This window comes from Kribbella sp. C-35 (genome assembly GCF_046549195.1).
Taxonomy (GTDB): domain Bacteria; phylum Actinomycetota; class Actinomycetes; order Propionibacteriales; family Kribbellaceae; genus Kribbella.
Genome location: NZ_JAJPWG010000002.1, coordinates 167635 through 184551, shown reverse-complemented (window position 1 = coordinate 184551; position 16917 = coordinate 167635). Strand labels below are relative to the sequence as shown.

Annotated in this window: 12 protein-coding genes and 1 tRNA gene; 9 read left to right on the top strand and 4 right to left on the bottom strand. The window is 67.5% G+C overall.

The genetic code is table 11. From position 1 onward, the window contains the following. The first annotated feature begins 97 nt into the window (after positions 1-97). The 9 genes from ACLJOO_RS13585 (at position 98) to ACLJOO_RS13545 (ending at position 11164) form a co-directional block, all read left to right on the top strand. Positions 98-169 (top strand) — tRNA-Ser (locus ACLJOO_RS13585). 36 nt (positions 170-205) lie between these two features. Further along, positions 206-2461: a hypothetical protein gene (locus ACLJOO_RS13580; protein WP_410787350.1), complete on the top strand. Its 2256-nt coding sequence runs from the start codon at positions 206-208 to the stop codon at positions 2459-2461. A gap of 127 nt (positions 2462-2588) precedes the next feature. Next, a complete protein-coding gene (locus tag ACLJOO_RS13575) occupies positions 2589-4076 on the top strand; it encodes a pyridoxal phosphate-dependent decarboxylase family protein (protein ID WP_410787349.1) in 1488 nt (495 codons plus the stop codon). Continuing rightward, positions 4073-5689, top strand: a complete 1617-nt coding sequence (locus tag ACLJOO_RS13570; RefSeq protein ID WP_410787348.1) for an IucA/IucC family protein — start codon at positions 4073-4075, stop codon at positions 5687-5689. The genes ACLJOO_RS13575 and ACLJOO_RS13570 overlap by 4 nt, the downstream gene beginning before the upstream one ends. Further along, the gene (locus ACLJOO_RS13565; RefSeq protein ID WP_410787346.1) at positions 5686-6216 is read left to right on the top strand and encodes a GNAT family N-acetyltransferase; all 531 of its coding nucleotides are present in this window, start codon (positions 5686-5688) and stop codon (positions 6214-6216) included. Before ACLJOO_RS13570 ends, ACLJOO_RS13565 begins: the two co-directional genes overlap by 4 nt. Then, complete coding sequence (locus ACLJOO_RS13560; RefSeq protein WP_410787345.1) at positions 6204-7451, top strand: lysine N(6)-hydroxylase/L-ornithine N(5)-oxygenase family protein; 1248 nt, start codon at positions 6204-6206, stop codon at positions 7449-7451. The genes ACLJOO_RS13565 and ACLJOO_RS13560 overlap by 13 nt, the downstream gene beginning before the upstream one ends. Further along, a complete protein-coding gene (locus ACLJOO_RS13555) occupies positions 7448-9160 on the top strand; it encodes an IucA/IucC family protein (protein ID WP_410787344.1) in 1713 nt (570 codons plus the stop codon). Before ACLJOO_RS13560 ends, ACLJOO_RS13555 begins: the two co-directional genes overlap by 4 nt. 307 nt (positions 9161-9467) lie before the next feature. Further along, positions 9468-10160, top strand: coding sequence for a hypothetical protein (locus ACLJOO_RS13550; RefSeq protein WP_410787343.1), 693 nt, complete (start codon positions 9468-9470; stop codon positions 10158-10160). 32 nt (positions 10161-10192) lie between these two features. Beyond that, positions 10193-11164, top strand: a complete 972-nt coding sequence (locus ACLJOO_RS13545) for a hypothetical protein (RefSeq protein WP_410787342.1) — start codon at positions 10193-10195, stop codon at positions 11162-11164. Positions 11165-11175: 11 nt separating this feature from the next. Here the strand turns inward: ACLJOO_RS13545 and ACLJOO_RS13540 are convergent, their stop codons facing one another. From ACLJOO_RS13540 to ACLJOO_RS13525, 4 genes are all read right to left on the bottom strand, one after another. Further along, on the bottom strand, positions 11176-12702 hold the full coding sequence (locus ACLJOO_RS13540) for a PfkB family carbohydrate kinase (RefSeq protein ID WP_410787341.1): 1527 nt from the start codon (positions 12700-12702) through the stop codon (positions 11176-11178). A 55-nt stretch (positions 12703-12757) separates the two neighbouring features. Beyond that, positions 12758-12970, bottom strand: a complete 213-nt coding sequence (locus ACLJOO_RS13535; RefSeq protein WP_410787340.1) for a hypothetical protein — start codon at positions 12968-12970, stop codon at positions 12758-12760. Between the two features lie 178 nt (positions 12971-13148). Beyond that, a complete protein-coding gene (locus ACLJOO_RS13530; RefSeq protein WP_410787339.1) occupies positions 13149-14714 on the bottom strand; it encodes a PfkB family carbohydrate kinase in 1566 nt (521 codons plus the stop codon). A 57-nt stretch (positions 14715-14771) separates the two neighbouring features. Continuing rightward, positions 14772-16673: an SCO7613 C-terminal domain-containing membrane protein gene (locus ACLJOO_RS13525; protein WP_410787338.1), complete on the bottom strand. Its 1902-nt coding sequence runs from the start codon at positions 16671-16673 to the stop codon at positions 14772-14774. Positions 16674-16917 lie beyond the last annotated feature (244 nt).

Here is a 16917-nt window from a genome sequence, read left to right as displayed (position 1 = left end):
GTGGCGGCCGTGTCCGACATAGCCGCCGCCCGCAATCGCCTGAGCGCCTCAGCTCCCACGAGAGCGCGTGCCGTGCAGCTAGCCTGTAGAGAAACTGCATGGAGTAGATCAGGGGTAGATCGCCCGGCTGCTAACCGGGAAGGCGCAGGTTCGAGTCCTGCCTCCATGTCGAAGCGTTGTTCCATCCAGAGAACGGGGGTTCCGGATGTACGCGACGGGCCGGCTTCAGCACGCGCTCGAACGGGCGCTGGTTGCGGACGATCCAGCGGTACGCCGGCGCGCCGCGGTCCGGGTCGATGCCTGGCGCAACGTTCTCGAGGGGATAGCGTCCGGAAAGCTCACGATCGGGTCCCGGACCCCGGTCGCCGACACGCCCGCGTGGGTCACGCTCGAAGTGGTGACCGGAGGGTTCGCGACCGGCCGGTACGTCGCGGAGTCGCCGCCGAGTGCCGACGAGCTCGCCCGGCTTCCGGAGAACGCGCCGGGGGAGACAGACCGCGAGCGGCTCAATCTCTGGTATCTCAGTGACGAAGGGCTCGCGGAGCTGGGGCAGGCGTTGCGCACCGGGCGTTGCCGTGTCGACGTACCCGAGGAGTCGGCGCTGCTCGTGGTCGCCTGGCTCCTCGAACACGGGCACTTCGCCGCGGCGCTCGATCTGGTGGCCGAGCTGCGCCCGTTGATGCACCGGCTGCGGTTCACCCCGACGTTCGGTCCGTCGTCGGCTCCGGCCGGGGCCGTGGTACGGCGGCAGTCGGTGGACCAGGTCCGTGCTCAGCTGCGACAAGCAACGGTTCCTCCGCGGATCGCCGCGATGCGCGAGACTCTCCAGGTCTGGAACCCGCTCCACGACCGGCTGGTGGCGCTGTGGTGCGACACGGTCGACGGTGACCTCCCGGAGCTGGTGGCGGACGCGGTGAGCGGTGGCTGGCCGTGCCGGGTCTGGCCGGACGACTGGGTGGAACGGCGTCGCCAGTGGCTGGACGACTACGCGATCGCGGCGGAGCTGCATCAGGCGCGGCACCCGAAGAGCAACTTCGCGCGGCTGCAGTCGGCGCTGGAGCGCTGTCCGGTCGACAGTTCGGCCCTGACCGGTCGCGAGGTCGGGTGGATCCGGCGTGCTCTGGCGAACACGATCAGCGCCCACGGCGCGCCGGGATCCGAGGCCCGCGCGGTGTTGCGTACGACGCAGTACGCGGTGGCGGCGCGCCCGACGTACGCGACCTTGGCGCACGTGCTGAGTACGCGACTGGACCGCTTCCCGCGGGACGGCGGACTGCCCGCGCTCGATCCGATCGCGGGTGCTGTCGACGGCGCGGAGCTTCCGGCGGCCGCGGGCGTGGCGATGCCGCCGCACCTGCTGGCGAAGGCGACCCGGGCCCTCGAGGCGCCGATCGGTGAGTTGGTGGATCGCGGCGTCATCGGCTCGGGTGAGGTGCTCGCCGAGGTGCTGCCGCAGGTCACGTCACAGTTGCTGGCGGCAAATATTGCGGATCCGGTGCTGGCCTCGGTCTATGCACAGACCTATGCGGCCTTCCGCCGTCGGCGCAGTCTCCTGCTGCTGAACCTCGAACACCAGGTGCGGTTCGACGAGCTGCCGTGGATCTCCGCCGTCGCGCCGTACCGTGACCACTCCCAAAAGGCCACGCGAGCCGCCGCGCAGACGTTGCGGGAGACCACCGCCGTCGCGCTCGGCGCGTTCCCGCAGACGATCCTGCCGAACCCGCTCGTCCGCGAGTTCCGCGCGCTCGTCAGCCAGGCCGACCTCGGACTGCCCCTCGTCGAGGAGGTCGCTGCCGACATCTTCATGGGCACGTTCACGGCGAAGTGGCGGGAAGCGGCGTCCGTCGCGAGCCGGGTGCTTTCCGGGACACTGTATGCGCGGTACTACGACCTGCCCGCCGCGTGGCCGGCCGCGGAGCAGCGTTCGCGGATCCGCTGGCGCAAGCTGACGTCCGACGACTTCGCGGAGATGTGCCGCCGCCGCGCCGAGGAGGCGCACACGTCGCAGACGCCCGGGTACGTCGCTCAGAACGGGACGGTGCTGGAGCAGAGCCAGATCCTGACGTCGCACAACCTCGCCGTACTGATCGAGGCGCTCGACCTGACCGACTGGGTCCGCGAGGTCGGGCCCGAGCTGGCGGACCGCGCGTTCAGCTGGGCGATCCAGCGGCAGACCCAGCCGGTCTCGACCTGGATCAGCGGACTGCAGGGCCTCAAGAACACGGCGTACGCGTGGCGTCAGGGGATCTTCTTCCTCAGCTACAGCGACAGCGCCGCCGTCCTGGCCAAGCTCGAAGAGCGAGCCGCCGTCCTCGGCCCACGCTTCGCACCGGCCGTGACCGGTCTCCTGGACGTGGCCGCAGGCGAGCGCTTCGACGCACAGGGCCGCACCGGCCGCGGCGGCCGCCGCCTCCTCGGCTGGACCACCGGCCAGCACTGGTGCTCTGCATCGTTGCATTGACAGTGAGCATCGAGAGTGAGGATCGCCACTCCGGACGTGGCCGAGTTGACACCGTGGGTGCGCGGGACAAAAGTTAGGTCTGCCTTAGTAAGGGTTGCCTTACTCGACAACTTCCCGGGAGATCTGGATGTCGCAGCCCGCGCGTCTCACCGCGCTGCCCGCACCTGTCCGCGATCCGTTCGCCGCACGCTGGCCGCTGGCCTCGACGGTCGCGGATCGTGAGCGCGGACCGTTGCCGCACGGTTCGCCGGGAGCGGTACTGCGGCGCGCTGCCGAGGTGCTGGGTGAGCCGCGGATCCCGTCGACCGGCGTGGGAGAGTCCGCCGCGCTCGACCTGATCGCGGGGCTGCTCGACGAGCACGGGATCGACCTGAGCCACCCGCACGCCGCGGCGCACCTGCAGCCACCGGTCCTGCAGGTCGCGGTCGACGCGGACGCGCTGGCCTCGGCCTCGAACGCCTCGATGGACACCTACGACTCCGGTCCCGCGACGCTCGCGATCGAGCAGTGGGTCGTGCGGGCGCTGGCTTCGCTGGCCGGTTTCGGTCCGCAGGCGGACGGCGTACTGACGCCCGGCGGCTCGATCTCGAACCTGCTCGCGATCCTGATCGCCCGCGACAGCGCGGCCGCCGCCGCGGGCATCGACGTCCGGCGGAACGGCCTGCAGGGCTTCGACCGCCCGGTCGTGTTCTGCTCCGAGCTCGCCCACTTCTCGGTCCAGCGAGCCTGCGCCGCCCTCGGGCTCGGTGAGCAGGCCGCGATCACGATCGCCTCCGACGAGAACTTCCGGATGCGGCCCGACCTGCTCGCCGACGAGCTCGCGAAGCCCGGCCGTACGCCGGTGGCCGTGATCGCCACCGCCGGTACGACGGACTTCGGATCGGTGGACCCGATCGCGCCGATCGCCGAACTGGCCCGGCAGTACGGCGCCTGGCTGCACGTCGACGCGGCGTACGGGTTCGGGGCCTTGTTCTCGGACCGGCTGGCGCCGCTGCTCGCCGACGTACCGCTGGCGGACTCGGTGACGCTGGACCTGCACAAGATCGGCTGGCAGCCGGCCGCGACCAGCGTGCTGCTGGTGGCGGACCGGAGCCGGTTCGCGGCGTTCGACCGGTCGGTGGACTACCTGAACCCGGCCGACGACATCGACTCCGGGCTGGACGGGCTGCTCGGCCGCAGCCTGCAGACCACCCGCCGCCCGGACGCGGTCAAGGTTGCCACCACGCTGACGGCATACGGACGGGCCGGACTGGGAACGATGGTCGACACCTGTCACGAGCTCGCGCACGCCGCCGCGGCCCGGGTCGTTGCCGACAGCAATCTCGAGTTGCTGGCGCCGGTGACCCTGACCACGGTGCTGTTCCGGGTCGCCGGGCAGGGCCTGGACGCGTCCGGACTGGACGCGCTCCAGGGCGAGGTCCGGCGCCGGTTGCTGACCTCCGGGCGGGTGCTGATCGGCCGGACCAAGCTGCCGGCCCGCGGCGGCCGCCCGGCGGTGGTCGCGTTGAAGCTGACGCTGCTGAACCCGAACGCCACCGCGACGGACATCGAGGACCTGCTCGACCAGGTCGTGGCCACCGGCCTCGACGTCCAGACCGGCGAAGGAGCGGCGTGACTATTGCGGCTGATGCGCATCTGAACGCGATCCTGCGGTGTTACACCCGGGAGTCGTCCGTGCCGGTCGCGGTCGGGGCGCTGACGTTGGAGGTCGGCGGTTCGACGGTGACGGCGCGGGTGGAGCATGCGTCGCGGACCGGGCTGCACCAGTTCACCGACGTCCAGGTGGACGGCGTACCTGCTGTTCCTGAGGACCTGGTGCGGTTGCTGTCAGCGGACGCTGATCCGGAGGAGATCGACGATCTGGCAGCGCGGACGGCGGAGTCGGTGCGCAACGTGTCGCGCTTCGTCTCGGAGGCTGACGGGGAGCGTGGGCCGGGGCGCTTCCTCGAGTTCGAGCAGGCGTTGCTGTTCGGGCATCTGAACCACCCGGCGCCGAAGAGCCGGGACGGACTGAGCGGTGACGAGCTGGCGGCGTACTCGCCCGAGCTCGGCGGCCGTTTCGCAGTGCACTGGTTCGAAGCCGATGCCGAACTGGTGTCGTCGGACCAGGTGGCCGGCGCGCCCTCGCTGCAGGGACTGGACGCTGTGCAGTTGATGGGCGCGCTGGCCGGTATCACCCCGTCGTCGGGCCGGGTCCTGATCCCGGCCCATCCGTGGCAGGCGGCTGCGGTGGCGGAGCGTCCGCGCGTTGCCTCGCTGATCTCTGCCGGTCGGGTGAAAGATCTGGGCCCTGGTGGCGCTCAGTGGTATCCGACGTCCAGCCTCCGGACCGTGTTCCATCCGGATCTGCCAGTGATGCTGAAGCTGTCGCTCGGTCTGCGGATCACGAACTCGCGGCGGGAGTCGACGCCGACCGAGTTGCGGCGCGGGCTGGAGATCAATCGGTTGCTCGACGCGGCGTACAACGCTGGTACGGCGACCGCGCACCCGCGCTTCACCATCGTTCGCGACCCGGCCTGGGTCGCGCTCGACGAGGGCGGACCGACGTTGACCGGTCTTGACGTTGCGGTCCGGGAGGTGCCGGCAGACGTCAACAGCTACGCCTGTCTGGCGGGGCTCGTCGCTCCACGACCTGGTGGTGTGAGTCGGCTGAGCACCTTCGCGGCGGAGGACCCGGTTGCGTGGGTCTCGGCGTACATCGACAACGTGCTGGTCCCGATGCTGCACCTGTACGCCGAGACGGGCATCGGTCTCGAGGCGCATCAGCAGAACACGCTGGTGCGGCTGGACGGGGCAGGGCGGATCAAGGGCGGCGCCTATCGCGACAACCAGGGGTACTACCTCGCGGCGTCGTACCTGCGTGGATTGTTGACAATCACCGGACTCCGCGACTCGACATTGGCGGTTGTTGACGACGCGATTGTCGACGATCGGCTGACCTACTACCTGCTGCACAACCAGGCGCTGGCCGTGGTGGGCTGTCTGGCGGCGGACGGGGTCGCAGACGAGGGTGACTTGCTCGGTGTGGTGCGGGAGCGGCTGACACTCGCTCTGCCGCTGCTGAAGGCTGCTGGACCTTCTGGCGATCGGCTGGCGCGGCGATGGCTCGAAGCGGAGACACTGCCGTGCAAGGCGAACATGCTGACCCGGCTGCGGGGCATTGACGAGGTAGTAGCCCCACTGGACGCACAGTCCGTCTACCTCGACATCCCTAACCCGCTGCGGTGATCTCATTCGACCTGCGGCCGGCAGGCCCGTCCGACGCGCCTCGCATCGCACTGTGGATGTCGCAGCCGCACATCAGGCGCTGGTGGCATCAGGGCTGGTCCGTGGAGCGCTGGGCGCAGGAGATCGAGCAACAGGCGGCGGGGGAGCACTCCACGCCGTACGTGGTCGCGGCGGACGCGGAGGAGTTCGCGTACGTCGAGTTGTACCGGGTCCGGCACGACCGACTTGCGGAGTACTACGCGTACGGCGAGGAGGACCGGGGCGTGCACGTGGCGATCGGTGACATCACCCGCGTCGGCAAGGGGCTCGGGCGGCAGCTACTGCGGTGGCTCGCTGACGGAGTGCTGCGCGCAGAGCCGGCCTGTTCGCAGGTGGTCGCCGAGCCGGATATCGAGAACACCCCTTCCGTCCGCGCGTTCGCCGCGGCCGGATTCGTCCAGCACGGGGAGCTACAGCTGCCCGAGAAGACAGCACTACTGATGGTCCGTACCCGGGCCGTCCAGGGAGGCATGACATGTACGACGTGATTGCGATCGGCTGCGGGCCGTTCAACCTCGGACTGGCCGCACTGGCCTCCGAAGTGCGGGATCTTGAACTCGCGGTGCTGGACAGCCGGCCGGAGTTCACCTGGCACCGCGGGCTGATGTTCGAGGACGCGATGCTGCAGGTGTCGTTCCTGGCGGATCTGGTGTCGTTGGTCGAGCCGGCGCATCACCTGTCGTTTCTGTCGTATTTGAAGGACAACGACCGGCTGTACCAGTTCTATGTGCGGGAGAAGTTCCACCCGACGCGGCGGGAGTACGAAACGTACCTGCGGTGGTGTGCGGCACAGCTGGACTCACTGCACTTCGGCCACCATGTGCGGGAGGCGGTGTGGAACGGCTCGTCGTTCGAGCTGACTGTGGAGCGCGGTGACAGCGTTGAGCAGTTCGAGGCTCGGCATCTGGTGGTCGGCGTCGGCACCGAGCCGTTCGTACCTGCTGCGCTGGCGGGGCTCCCTGCTGAGCGATTCACCCACTCTGCGGACTACCTGGTCCGTAGGGACGATCTGCTGCGCACAGGTCGCGTGACCGTGGTCGGCTCGGGGCAGTCGGGTGCTGAGTGCGCTCTGGACCTGCTGCGAGCGAACGGTCCTGCTGTGTCCTGGTTGACCCGTACGCCGTCGTTCGCACCGCTGGACTACTCCAAGCTGGTGCTGGAGATGACGACACCGTCGTACGTCGACTACTTCCACGGACTGGACGAGCCGGTACGCGACAAGCTGGTGAAGGAGCAGTGGCGGCACTACAAGGGCATCTCGTCGGAGACGCTGGACGACATCCACGACGTCCTGTACTCGAGGGAGCTGCCAGCGGAACTGCAGTGTGGTGTGGCTGTCGTCTCCGCGGTGGCGCGTGCTGACGGGCTGGAGCTCACCATGCTGCACGCGGACAGCGGGAAGACGTTCCAGCACCTGACGGACGCTGTCGTTGCGGCGACCGGCTACCGGAACCGCCCGCTGCCGTTCCTGGAGTCGCTGCAGGAGCAGATCGAGCACGACGCTGCCGGTCGGTGGGTCATCAACCGCGACCACAGCGTGCGGGGGGCGCTGGAGGGGCGCATCTTCGTCGCGAATGCCGACCTGCACAGCCACGGCGTCGCTGCGCCGGACCTCGGCATCGGAGCGATCCGCAACGCGACCATCCTGAACAGCGTGGCGGGTCGCGAGGTGTTCCGGCTGCCTAAGTCCACCGCGTACACGACGTTTGCGATCCCGGGATGAGTGTCTGGACCCAGTGTTCGTCGGAGCTGCTGGCGAAGCTGATCTCGCAGTTCTGCACGGAGGGGTTGCTGGAGCCCGTCGACAACCGGCTGGACCTCGGGGCAGTGTCCTACGTGTTCGAGGCGACCCGTGGCGGCTTCGGTAGCTGGCGGGTCGATCCGGCGTCGATCCGACGTACCACGGCCGGCATCCTCGGCAACGACGAGAGCGAGGTCGCCACCGACCCGATCCGGTTCTTCGTCGACGCTGCCGACGTACTAGGGGTCGACGGGTCCACTGTGGCTGGGTACGTCGCGGAGCTGACGAGCACGCTCGCGGCCGACGTACGGATGGCTTCTACGGCAGTGCCTGCTGCTGAGTTGCTCGAGCTGCACCACACCCGACTGGAAGGGCACCTGACCGGGCACCCGCTCCTGGTCGCCAACAAGGGCCGTCTGGGCTTCTCGGCCTCCGACAGCGAGCGGTACGCGCCGGAGGCCCGCACGCCGCTGCACTTGGTCTGGCTCGCCGTACGACGTGGTCTCGCCGAGTTCCGCGGTACGCCGGACCTCTCGGAGCACTCGGTCATCTTGAGGGAGCTGGACCCGTCGACCGTGGAAGCATTCCGGTCGCAACTGGACGACCCGGACGCGTACGTGTGGCTCCCGTGCCATCCATGGCAGCTGGATCACGTCGTCCGCACCCAGTGGGCCCGCGAACTCGCCACCGGGGAAATCGTGGTGCTGGGGGAGAGCCCCGACGAGTACCTCCCCACCCAGTCGATCCGCACGATGGTCAACGTCTCGAATCCTTCGCGCTATCAGGTCAAGCTCCCCCTGAAGATCCTGAACACCTCGGTCTACCGCGGCATCCCTGAGCACTGCACCCTGGCCGCCCCGATGATCACCCAATGGCTGCGCGGCCTGTGGTCCCGCGACGAGGTCTTCCAGCAGTTGGGCACCGAACTCCTAGGCGAAGTTGCCTCGGTCACCGTCCCCCACCCCGAACTCTCAACCCACACCGGCATCCCCTACCAGTGGACCGAAACCCTCGGCTGCATCTGGCGCGACCCCATCGACCCCCGCCTCCAGAACAGCGAGACGGTGTGGCCGCTGGCCGCCGTACTCCATCCCGGCTTCGCATCAGCCGCGATCACCCGCTCCGGCACCGACGCCGAGACGTGGCTAGGGCACCTCCTTTCCACCCTCCTACGCCCACTGCTCCACCTACTCCACCACTACGGCATCACAGTCAACCCACACGGTGAAAACCTCGCCGTCATCTGCGCACCCACCGGCCTCCCCACCCGCCTCGTCATCAAGGACCTGGTCGACGACATCAACCTCTCCACCGCCCCCATCCTTGCCCGAGGCCCCGAACCCGACGCCCACTCCCGAGTCCTCCCACGCAAACCCTGGCCAATCCTCCGCCAGTACGTCGTAGACGCCCTCCTCCTAGGCGTCCTCAACCCCCTCGCCGCCCACCACCTCATCGCGGAAGAGACCTTCTGGTCCCTCACCCGCACCGAGATCGACCGCTACATCACCAACCACCCCGAACACGCCGACCGCCTGACCGCCACCGCCCTAACCGGCGAAACCTTTCTCCGCTACCCCCTCAACGGCTACCGCCTAACCCTCGGCTACACCGACCTCGACACCCGCCCACCCATCCCGGTTACCGGCACAGTTCCCAATCCTCTCCACACCGCCACCAAATCGAGCGATTGATTCCAGGACAGCTCGCATCCGCGGTACGAATAGCCAAAAGAATTCGCGAAGGTCTCGGCCTTGCTGCTTGCCATGCGCAAGCAGTCGGCGGTCCAATGACTCATGCATTTGCTCCGTGCAGGAGGTGTGTGACGATGCCCGTGCCGACGCACGAGCGCATTCGACAACGGTCGCCGATGCCGCTGCCAAGCCGCGGCGGCACAAGCACCTCGTTGAGTACTCAGAGTGCCATGATTGGCGCTCTAAGTTACTTTGCCTCTAGACTCCCAGCTCGGCAACCACCTGGTCGGAAGGCGAGGTCAACGGGGTGACAACCGTCAAACTTGCTGCTCCGGACAGTGCTGGGGTCAAGGAGCCGTCAAGACGTGTCACTGTGCCGGCTGCGCAGGCGGCACGCGAGAGCGAGGGCAGGTTGGTCGCCGCCGCACGACGGGCGCGCAAGTTCCGCGACCTGCTAGGCGAAGTAGGCACTCAGGAAACGATCTCTTATGCACTCACCTGGCGGCTGACTCAGCGGGTGAGAAAACATCGATCGGCACTGACTCGCGCATGGTCGCCGGACACCATCTACCCCGGGTCGGAATCGCGGCCTCGGGACAACACCCCGGCTTCGTTCGGTCAGTGCGGTGTCAGTTCCGCGTGGCTGATTCGCCAGTTGAGCTGGCTGCGTCGCCGCCAAGCGGAGTACTGCGTCGGTTACGTCCTCTTCGGCGGCGGTCGCGGACGATCTGAACTGCACTGCTGGGTCGAGATCGGCGATGCCACGTCGACGAAGCGTTTGGTGATCGACCTGACCGCCGATCAGTTCGAACACCTGAGCAGCAAGCAGGTGCTGTGCGCGCCCCACGAAAGGCTTGTCGATCAACTGATTGAGTACAAAGCCGATTACCGAATGCGCTTCGGCATGTTACGTGAGGACGACGTCTGGGAGCGTTATCAGGCTCTTCGTAAAGCCACCGGTTATCGGCAGAGGCTCTCGAGACGACCGCAACTTCGTTGACGCAGCAGTAAAGTTGGCCGTTTCCGCGTACCATGTTGCTTGCCGGGCAAAGGCCCGGCAAGAACGGGAGACAGCGCAGCTTGTCAGGAGCCAACACCGGTCCCACTGACGACTTGTCTGTGCGCCTCACGTTGGGCGCCTGCCGGCGGCGCGAGTCGGCGCTCATGGATGTTGTCGCCGGCGTGGCGAAGACCAGGAATGTTGACGCGCGTGAGCTTGCCGTGCGGACGCTTCTGCACCTGCCGAGAGTTGCCCGGCGCGACGGCACGGTAGGTCGGAGGCTGGCCCTGGCGGAGATCAGTCGCGGCGTGCGCCATCTGTCTGCCGACATAGCTGCCATCCGCGCCCTCGTACCGACGAGAGTTGTTGATGACGTTTCCGACCTGCGGTTCCAGGTGTACGACGACGACAAGGCGTTTCTCGTTCTCACCCACATGCATTACCTACGGAGCGCTCGGCCGGACTCGACGAACTTCGCGCTGGTCGATCGCCGTAGTCGGTTGCCCGTCGCCTTGTGCAGTGCCACGCAGCTCGACTGGCAGCGGGTGGGTGATCGGCTCGGGCGACTGTACGGCGTGCCGTTCGAGCGGATGTGGGATATCTCCAGGGTCTACTCATTCGACGTCGCACCGCACAATGCGATCTCGATGCTCCTCGGACACGTCCGGCGGTGGTTCCGAGAGAACCGGCGAGACGCGGGGTTGCTGATGACCACTGTCGATCCCAACATGGGCTTCACGGGTGTCAGTTATCGTGCGGCGAACTGGCAGCGATGGATGCAAGTCAGGCCCCGGCCGTTCATCTATGTCAACCGGCAGTACACCAGCCCGCGACAACTGCGTGCGCGGTTCGGGACTGCCAACCTTGACGAGGTGCGGGCTCAGCCCGGTGTCACTGTCCAGGTGAGTAGCACACCGCTTCTCAACTCGTCGATCTACTGTTGCCGACTGCGTGGTGGGACTGAACGGATTCCCGAGGACCGGCTGCCCGTGGTTCGGCGGTGAAGACGTGGCGCCTATGGCAGGAAGGGAAAACGGGAGAGGAGAGCCTCGATTCGACCTGGCGTCGGGAGCGGGTTCATGAGGGGGTAGTCCGCGATCGCACAGGACATGGCAGCTGATGCCCAGATGGCGGTCTGGCGGGAGAACTGCCCGTCGCTCTGGATCAGCTCGTCAGCGAGGGCGGCGCAGTACGCATCCCGGGCAGCTGCGGATTCCTTGTAGATCGAGGCCAGAACGGGAGCCTGTATGACGTCCTGTGCCGAGTGGGAGTAGATGGTGCACCCGCCACGCAACAGCAGGCAGACGGACCCGACGCCCCGAGCCAGCAGTTCGCGAGTAGCTGGATCGGGATCGAACACCTCTTGGGTGCCGGACACGAGTCGTTGGAGCTCCCAAGGATGCGCCACGACATAGTCGATGCGCTCGAGGGCGCGGCTTGTCAGCGTTGCGTGCTGGTACGGCTGGGCCACGGTGACGATCGCCACGGGGTGATCGTCACCGCCGCCAGGCAGCAGAGTGAGGGCATGCTCGACGGTCTCCCGCGGGACCTCGAAGGTCATCAGCACGGCATCGCTGGCCGCCAGCTCGGAGCTCAGCTCGTCGCAGTCCCACGGGTCGAGCCGGACCTCCTTGTCGTTGCGCCAGTACGTCGCGACGCTGTCGCCGAGATCCATCTGGAAGACACCGGTGAACGGCGTCCGGGTACCAGGCACTACCTTCAGCAGTGAGGTGTCGACGTTGTTGTACCGCAGATGACTGACGATCTCCGTGCCGTACCGGTCGTCCGCCACGGCGGCTACCAGCGAGACACGATGCCCGAGACGGGCCGCGGCCACCGCCTGGGTCAGGCCTTTCCCGCCCGGAGAGATCGAGAACTCTTGCGACTCGCTCGATGTCTCCCAGCGCGGGAACTCCCTCATCCGGAACGTAGCATCCATCACGGCCGCGCCAATGACGATGATCCTGCCCTGGGCTCGCTGTGACTCCGGCTCAATCACACCAGGTGCTGGGCGTGCGCCGCTGTTGGTAGACCCGACAGAGTACATCTCGCGCCGAACGAGCTGGCGCGCGACAGCTCGAAGCGCCGCGGCCTCGAGTCGCTCATCCAGGTCGGCTGCGGACGGCGGCCGGGCATCGCTTTCGTGCCCGAGCGCCTTCAGCAGTGCGGCCCAGTTGGTCAGGAGCACGCCGCGGCGGCGGTCTAATGGAGCGTCCGACAGCGTTCGGATGGTGCGCCGATCGATCTGATGCCACGCGTATTCCTCAGCGAACGTTCCAAGTCCGAGTACGGCGTCCGCGACGATCCTCTCGCTGCCGTCGAGGGCGCGAACACACTGACTGACGACGGCGAGCGCGCTGGCCTCCAGGGCGACGTCGTGAACGGTCGCATAGCGCCGTACCGTGGCAAGGCCAAGCAGCGCAGTCAGCTCATCATGCCCCGACTGCAACTGGGAAAAGGCCGGTCGATCAAGCGATCGCAGTTCCTGCAGAACGTGCAGCAACACGTTCTCCTGTCCGTCGGGCGAGATGGTGTCGCGCACGTTCTGTCCCCTGTCGGTTGTCGGCCGCGGCCAACTGTTGATCCGTGCCTGGTAGTCAGCGCTGGTAGGACGCGGTCTCGGTCTTCACAAATTCGTCGCCGGGCGTGGGCGGCTCGCCGCGGAGCGTCTGAGCCAGCGCGTAAATCCCGAAGCCGCAGAAGGAGATCACGAGGACGGCTAGGAGGAAGACCAACTTCCTCCAGTAGCAGGCGATGTTGTAGGCGACGATGACGATCAGTATCAGCGCAACAGCTTGACTTGCGGCCATGGTGTGCCTCGATTCTGAACTTCACAACCAAACGTTCGCTGGCTCCCGGGTTTGACGGACCCCCCGGTTCCGCCTTGACCTCTGCTTCGACTTCTATGGGAACCGATGACGATTGGGTGTCAAGCAGCAGTTTTGGCGTTCGACAAGCACTTTGGCTGGGGCACGGGGATCAAGATGTTTACCGGTAAGCGTCACCCGGGAAGGTCCTAAGCCTTCGTTCTACTCGGTTGCGATCGGGAAGCGAGCGGGCGTTCTCGTATTCGTCGGCGAAGCTGGCCATAGCGGCGGAGGCCCAGCGGACCACGTCGTCGGTCAGCGAATGGTCCTCGACCAAGCGTGCGACGAGGGCAGCGCAGAACAGGTCTCGGGTGATGGAAGATTCCTTGAGCATCGAGGACGGAGGTGTGAGCGAGCGAGCCGGCTCGTTCTGGGAGTAGATCGTGCCGCCTCGGTTGCCGAGCACGCAGACTGACTTCACGCCGAGTCGCAGGAAGCTCTCGCCGAGATGGTGCGAGGTCAGTCGGCCGGGCGTGTAGTAGGCCAGTTTGCGCAGTTCCCAGCTGTGTGCAACGAGGTAGTCGATCTGTGTGAACGCGTGGCCGAAAAGTCCTCCGCTCTCGTAGGGTTGGCCAGGCGTGACGACGGTGACCGGTCGTTCCGGGCCCAAGCCGTGGATCAGACTGAGCGTGCCGTACAGCACGTCTTGTGGGATCTCGAAAGTCAGCAGGACGGCGTCGCAGGCAGCAAGGACATCGCGATGTCGATGGACGTCCCGGCTCTCGAGGGCGACTGCTCGGTCGTTGTGCCACACCACCGCGGCGCTCTCGCCGTCCGGAAATTCGATCACGCCGGTCTGCGGCGTCGTTTTGCCGGCGGCGATCGCCATCAACGAGGTGTCGACTCTCTCGCTTTCCAGATGACGCAAGATCTGCCCACCGTCGGCGTCGTCGCCGCGTGCCGCGATCAGCGACACGTTCAGGCCGAGTCGAGCCGCGGCCACCGCCTGACTGAGGCCCTTGCCGCCAGGCGTGCGGATGTATCCGCTGGCCATCACGGAGGTCTCGGGAAGCGGCACCGCATCGGCTTCGAAGACGTGATCCATCGCGACACCGCCGACGACCACGACCTTGCCGGGTGACGACGCCCTCGCGCCCTCCGACAGTCTCCGAGGGGCGGTGGTGATCGGACCGGTTTGCCGACGGTCGCCTGACCCGCCGATGATCAGCAGAGCGAGCTCCCGGAAGATTCTCAGCTCCACAGTGTCGCGAAGGAATCGGTCTCCAGGCGTCTCTCTCGGCTCGCTCCCGACGGCCCTGTGGAGTTCGCGCCAATTGGCACGTAGCGCCACTCGGCGGTCGGTGAGATCTGCGGTTTCGAGGATCCGGATCACTCGAGGTTCGACGTCTCCGGCGGAATACTCCGTGCGGAAGAGACCAAGGCCGAATACCGCGTCCGCGACGACACGATCGGAGAGATCAGGCAGTCGACGTACTGCGTCGGTGACGACCTGGATCGCGGCGACGGCCGGATCGTCAACGCCATGTCTGTTCATGTGTTCGTGGACTGCCCGCGATGCGAGCAGGTTGCCGGCACGGTCCTCGGTGAGCCGGGCCTGTTTGAGGCCCTGGTTCTTCCGGAGGACGGCGAACTCGTAGACCAGCGCCTTGGCCTCGGACGGCAGGAAAAGGTCGCCAGACATTGTGCCCCCGGTCATGCGGTCGTCTGAGATTTCAGTATCCGCCAATTGGCGGGGCGGTGACCGACTGCCGAGTGTCGTGGAGATGGGACGAGCATTTGATTTTCAGCGGAGGTTGGCGACCCAGCGGGTGACTTGTTTGGCTTGGGTTAGGCGGCGTTCGTAGGTGGCTCCGGTGGTTAGGAGGATTAGGCCGGCGGTGGCGAGGGTGATCCAGCGGGGGATTAGGGGGGCTACTTCCAGGAACTGGGCGATGGCGATCTTGGCTACTGCGGCGGAGCCGATGATGAAGGGGGATTGGAGGGCGTGGCGGACTCCGAGCAGGATGAGGAGGACTGCGGCGGCTACTACCAGGGTTGCCCTCAGCCAGTTGTCGGTGGTGTCGGCGGTCAGGGCGGAGGGGGCGAGGCCTAGCATCAGGCCGGGGCCAAGGAAGACCCAGCTGGGTTGGTTGCGCCAGGCAACGATGCCGACGGCGAGGAGGATCAGGGCGGGCGGGACGGTGTACCACTCGAGGGTGTGGGCGTCGGCGCCGAGCATGAAGGCGGTGTTGGCGATGATGAGCAGGAGCGCGGCTTGCAGCAGGGTGGGGCGGCGGCGCGGGTTCATGCCGTAGGCAATCAGCGGGGCGGCGACGATGGTCAGGACGACGCCGGTTGCGGTGTAGGGGGATGCCGACACGGCGGCGATCTCGGCCAGTACGGCGGCGCAGGCTGCGGTGGTGAGTAGGACGGGCTCCAGCGGCTTGCCGACGTACCCGCAGGTGACGGCGATGCCGGTCGCGGCGACGGCGGCCAGTGCGACGGCGGCCGGCCAGGTGTCGACGTACCCGTCGAAGGCGAACAGGATGATTGCGAGCTGGGCGCTCAGGCTGGCGACGGCTGCGGTGGGGACGGGGTCGGTGAGTTTGCGGACGGTGGCAAGGACGGCCAGTACGGCGAGGATTGCGGCGAGATAGCCGAGTTGGCGGATGTCGTCCGTGGCCACGCAGTACGTGAGGTCGACGGCGGCGGCCGTGATGGTTGCGGTGTGCAGGATGACGGCGAGCTTGCCGGTACGGCGGGCTGCGACGAGCTCGATGACGGCGAGGGCCGTGGCGAGGGCCGTGGTGAACCAGCGGCTCGGGCCGTGGAGCTGCGGGAGTGTGGTGGCGACCGCGAAAGCAGCGGCTGCGGCGCAGACGCACTCGCCGAGCCCGGATGCAAATGCTGCGGGGAGCGGGCGTTTGTGGAGGATCGCGCTGCCGGTCGCGGCGGCGAGGCAGACGATCGCGGCGGTGGCGACCGTGATGGACAGGGTGGTCGTGGTCAGGAGGCCCAGGAGGGTGCGGGCCATGCCGGCTACGAGGATGCCGCAGAAGACGATGGCTGCGGTGACGGATCCGGTACGGCGAACGATCGCAGTGCCCTTCGCGGACAGGTACAGCGTGCTGACGACCTGGGCCAGGAGCGCGCCGAGGAGGACCGGGAGGCTTGTCCGGTCGATCAGGACGAGTGGGACCGGGAGTTGGGCGGCGATGACGGTGGTGACGCCGTACGTGACGACCTTGGGGGCGAGGCGGGTCATCAGGAGGGCGAGTACGGCGATGGTCGCGAAGACGATCGCGCTGTAGGTGAAGCCGTCGACGGCGGTCGGTGGGATCAGGCCGAGGGCGCGGGCGCCGTACAGGTCGACGGTGAGCAGGCCGGTGCCGAGGATGGCGAGGGCTTCGGCGGTGCCGGCCAGGTTCCGGCGGCTCGCTGGGATCGACCCGGCGAAGGAGAGGGCGGCGAGGGTGCCGATGATGGCGGCCTGGGCGGCGACGGGGAGGCTGTCCCAGTTGACGGCGAGGAAGGTGACGCCGGCTGCCAGGAGGAGGAGTACGCCGAGGGTGAGGAGGGTGGCCTGGGGGCTGAGGCGGCGGATCCAGGAAGGACTCGGCGGCTGGTTGGCCGGCGGGGCCGGTGGTTGGGGGCGTGGGCGGGGGTCGCCGAACGTGGTCGGGTACGGCGGACGGCTCCCGGACACCGGCCGCGTGGAACGAGCCGCAACAGGCGGCGAGGCAGGCGGCGCAGGCGGCGCGACAACAGGTGGCACGGCGGACGGTGCCGGCGGCGCGACGGGAGGCGTGACGGCAGGAGGGGCAGGGGGTGGGGGCGGGTGGATGCCGAGGTGGGGTGGGGCGGTGGGGAGGCGTAGTTCGGGTTGTGGGTAAGGCTGTGGATAAGGGGCCGGCTCGATCGTCAGGTGCAGCTGGGAGCGGCAGGTGGGG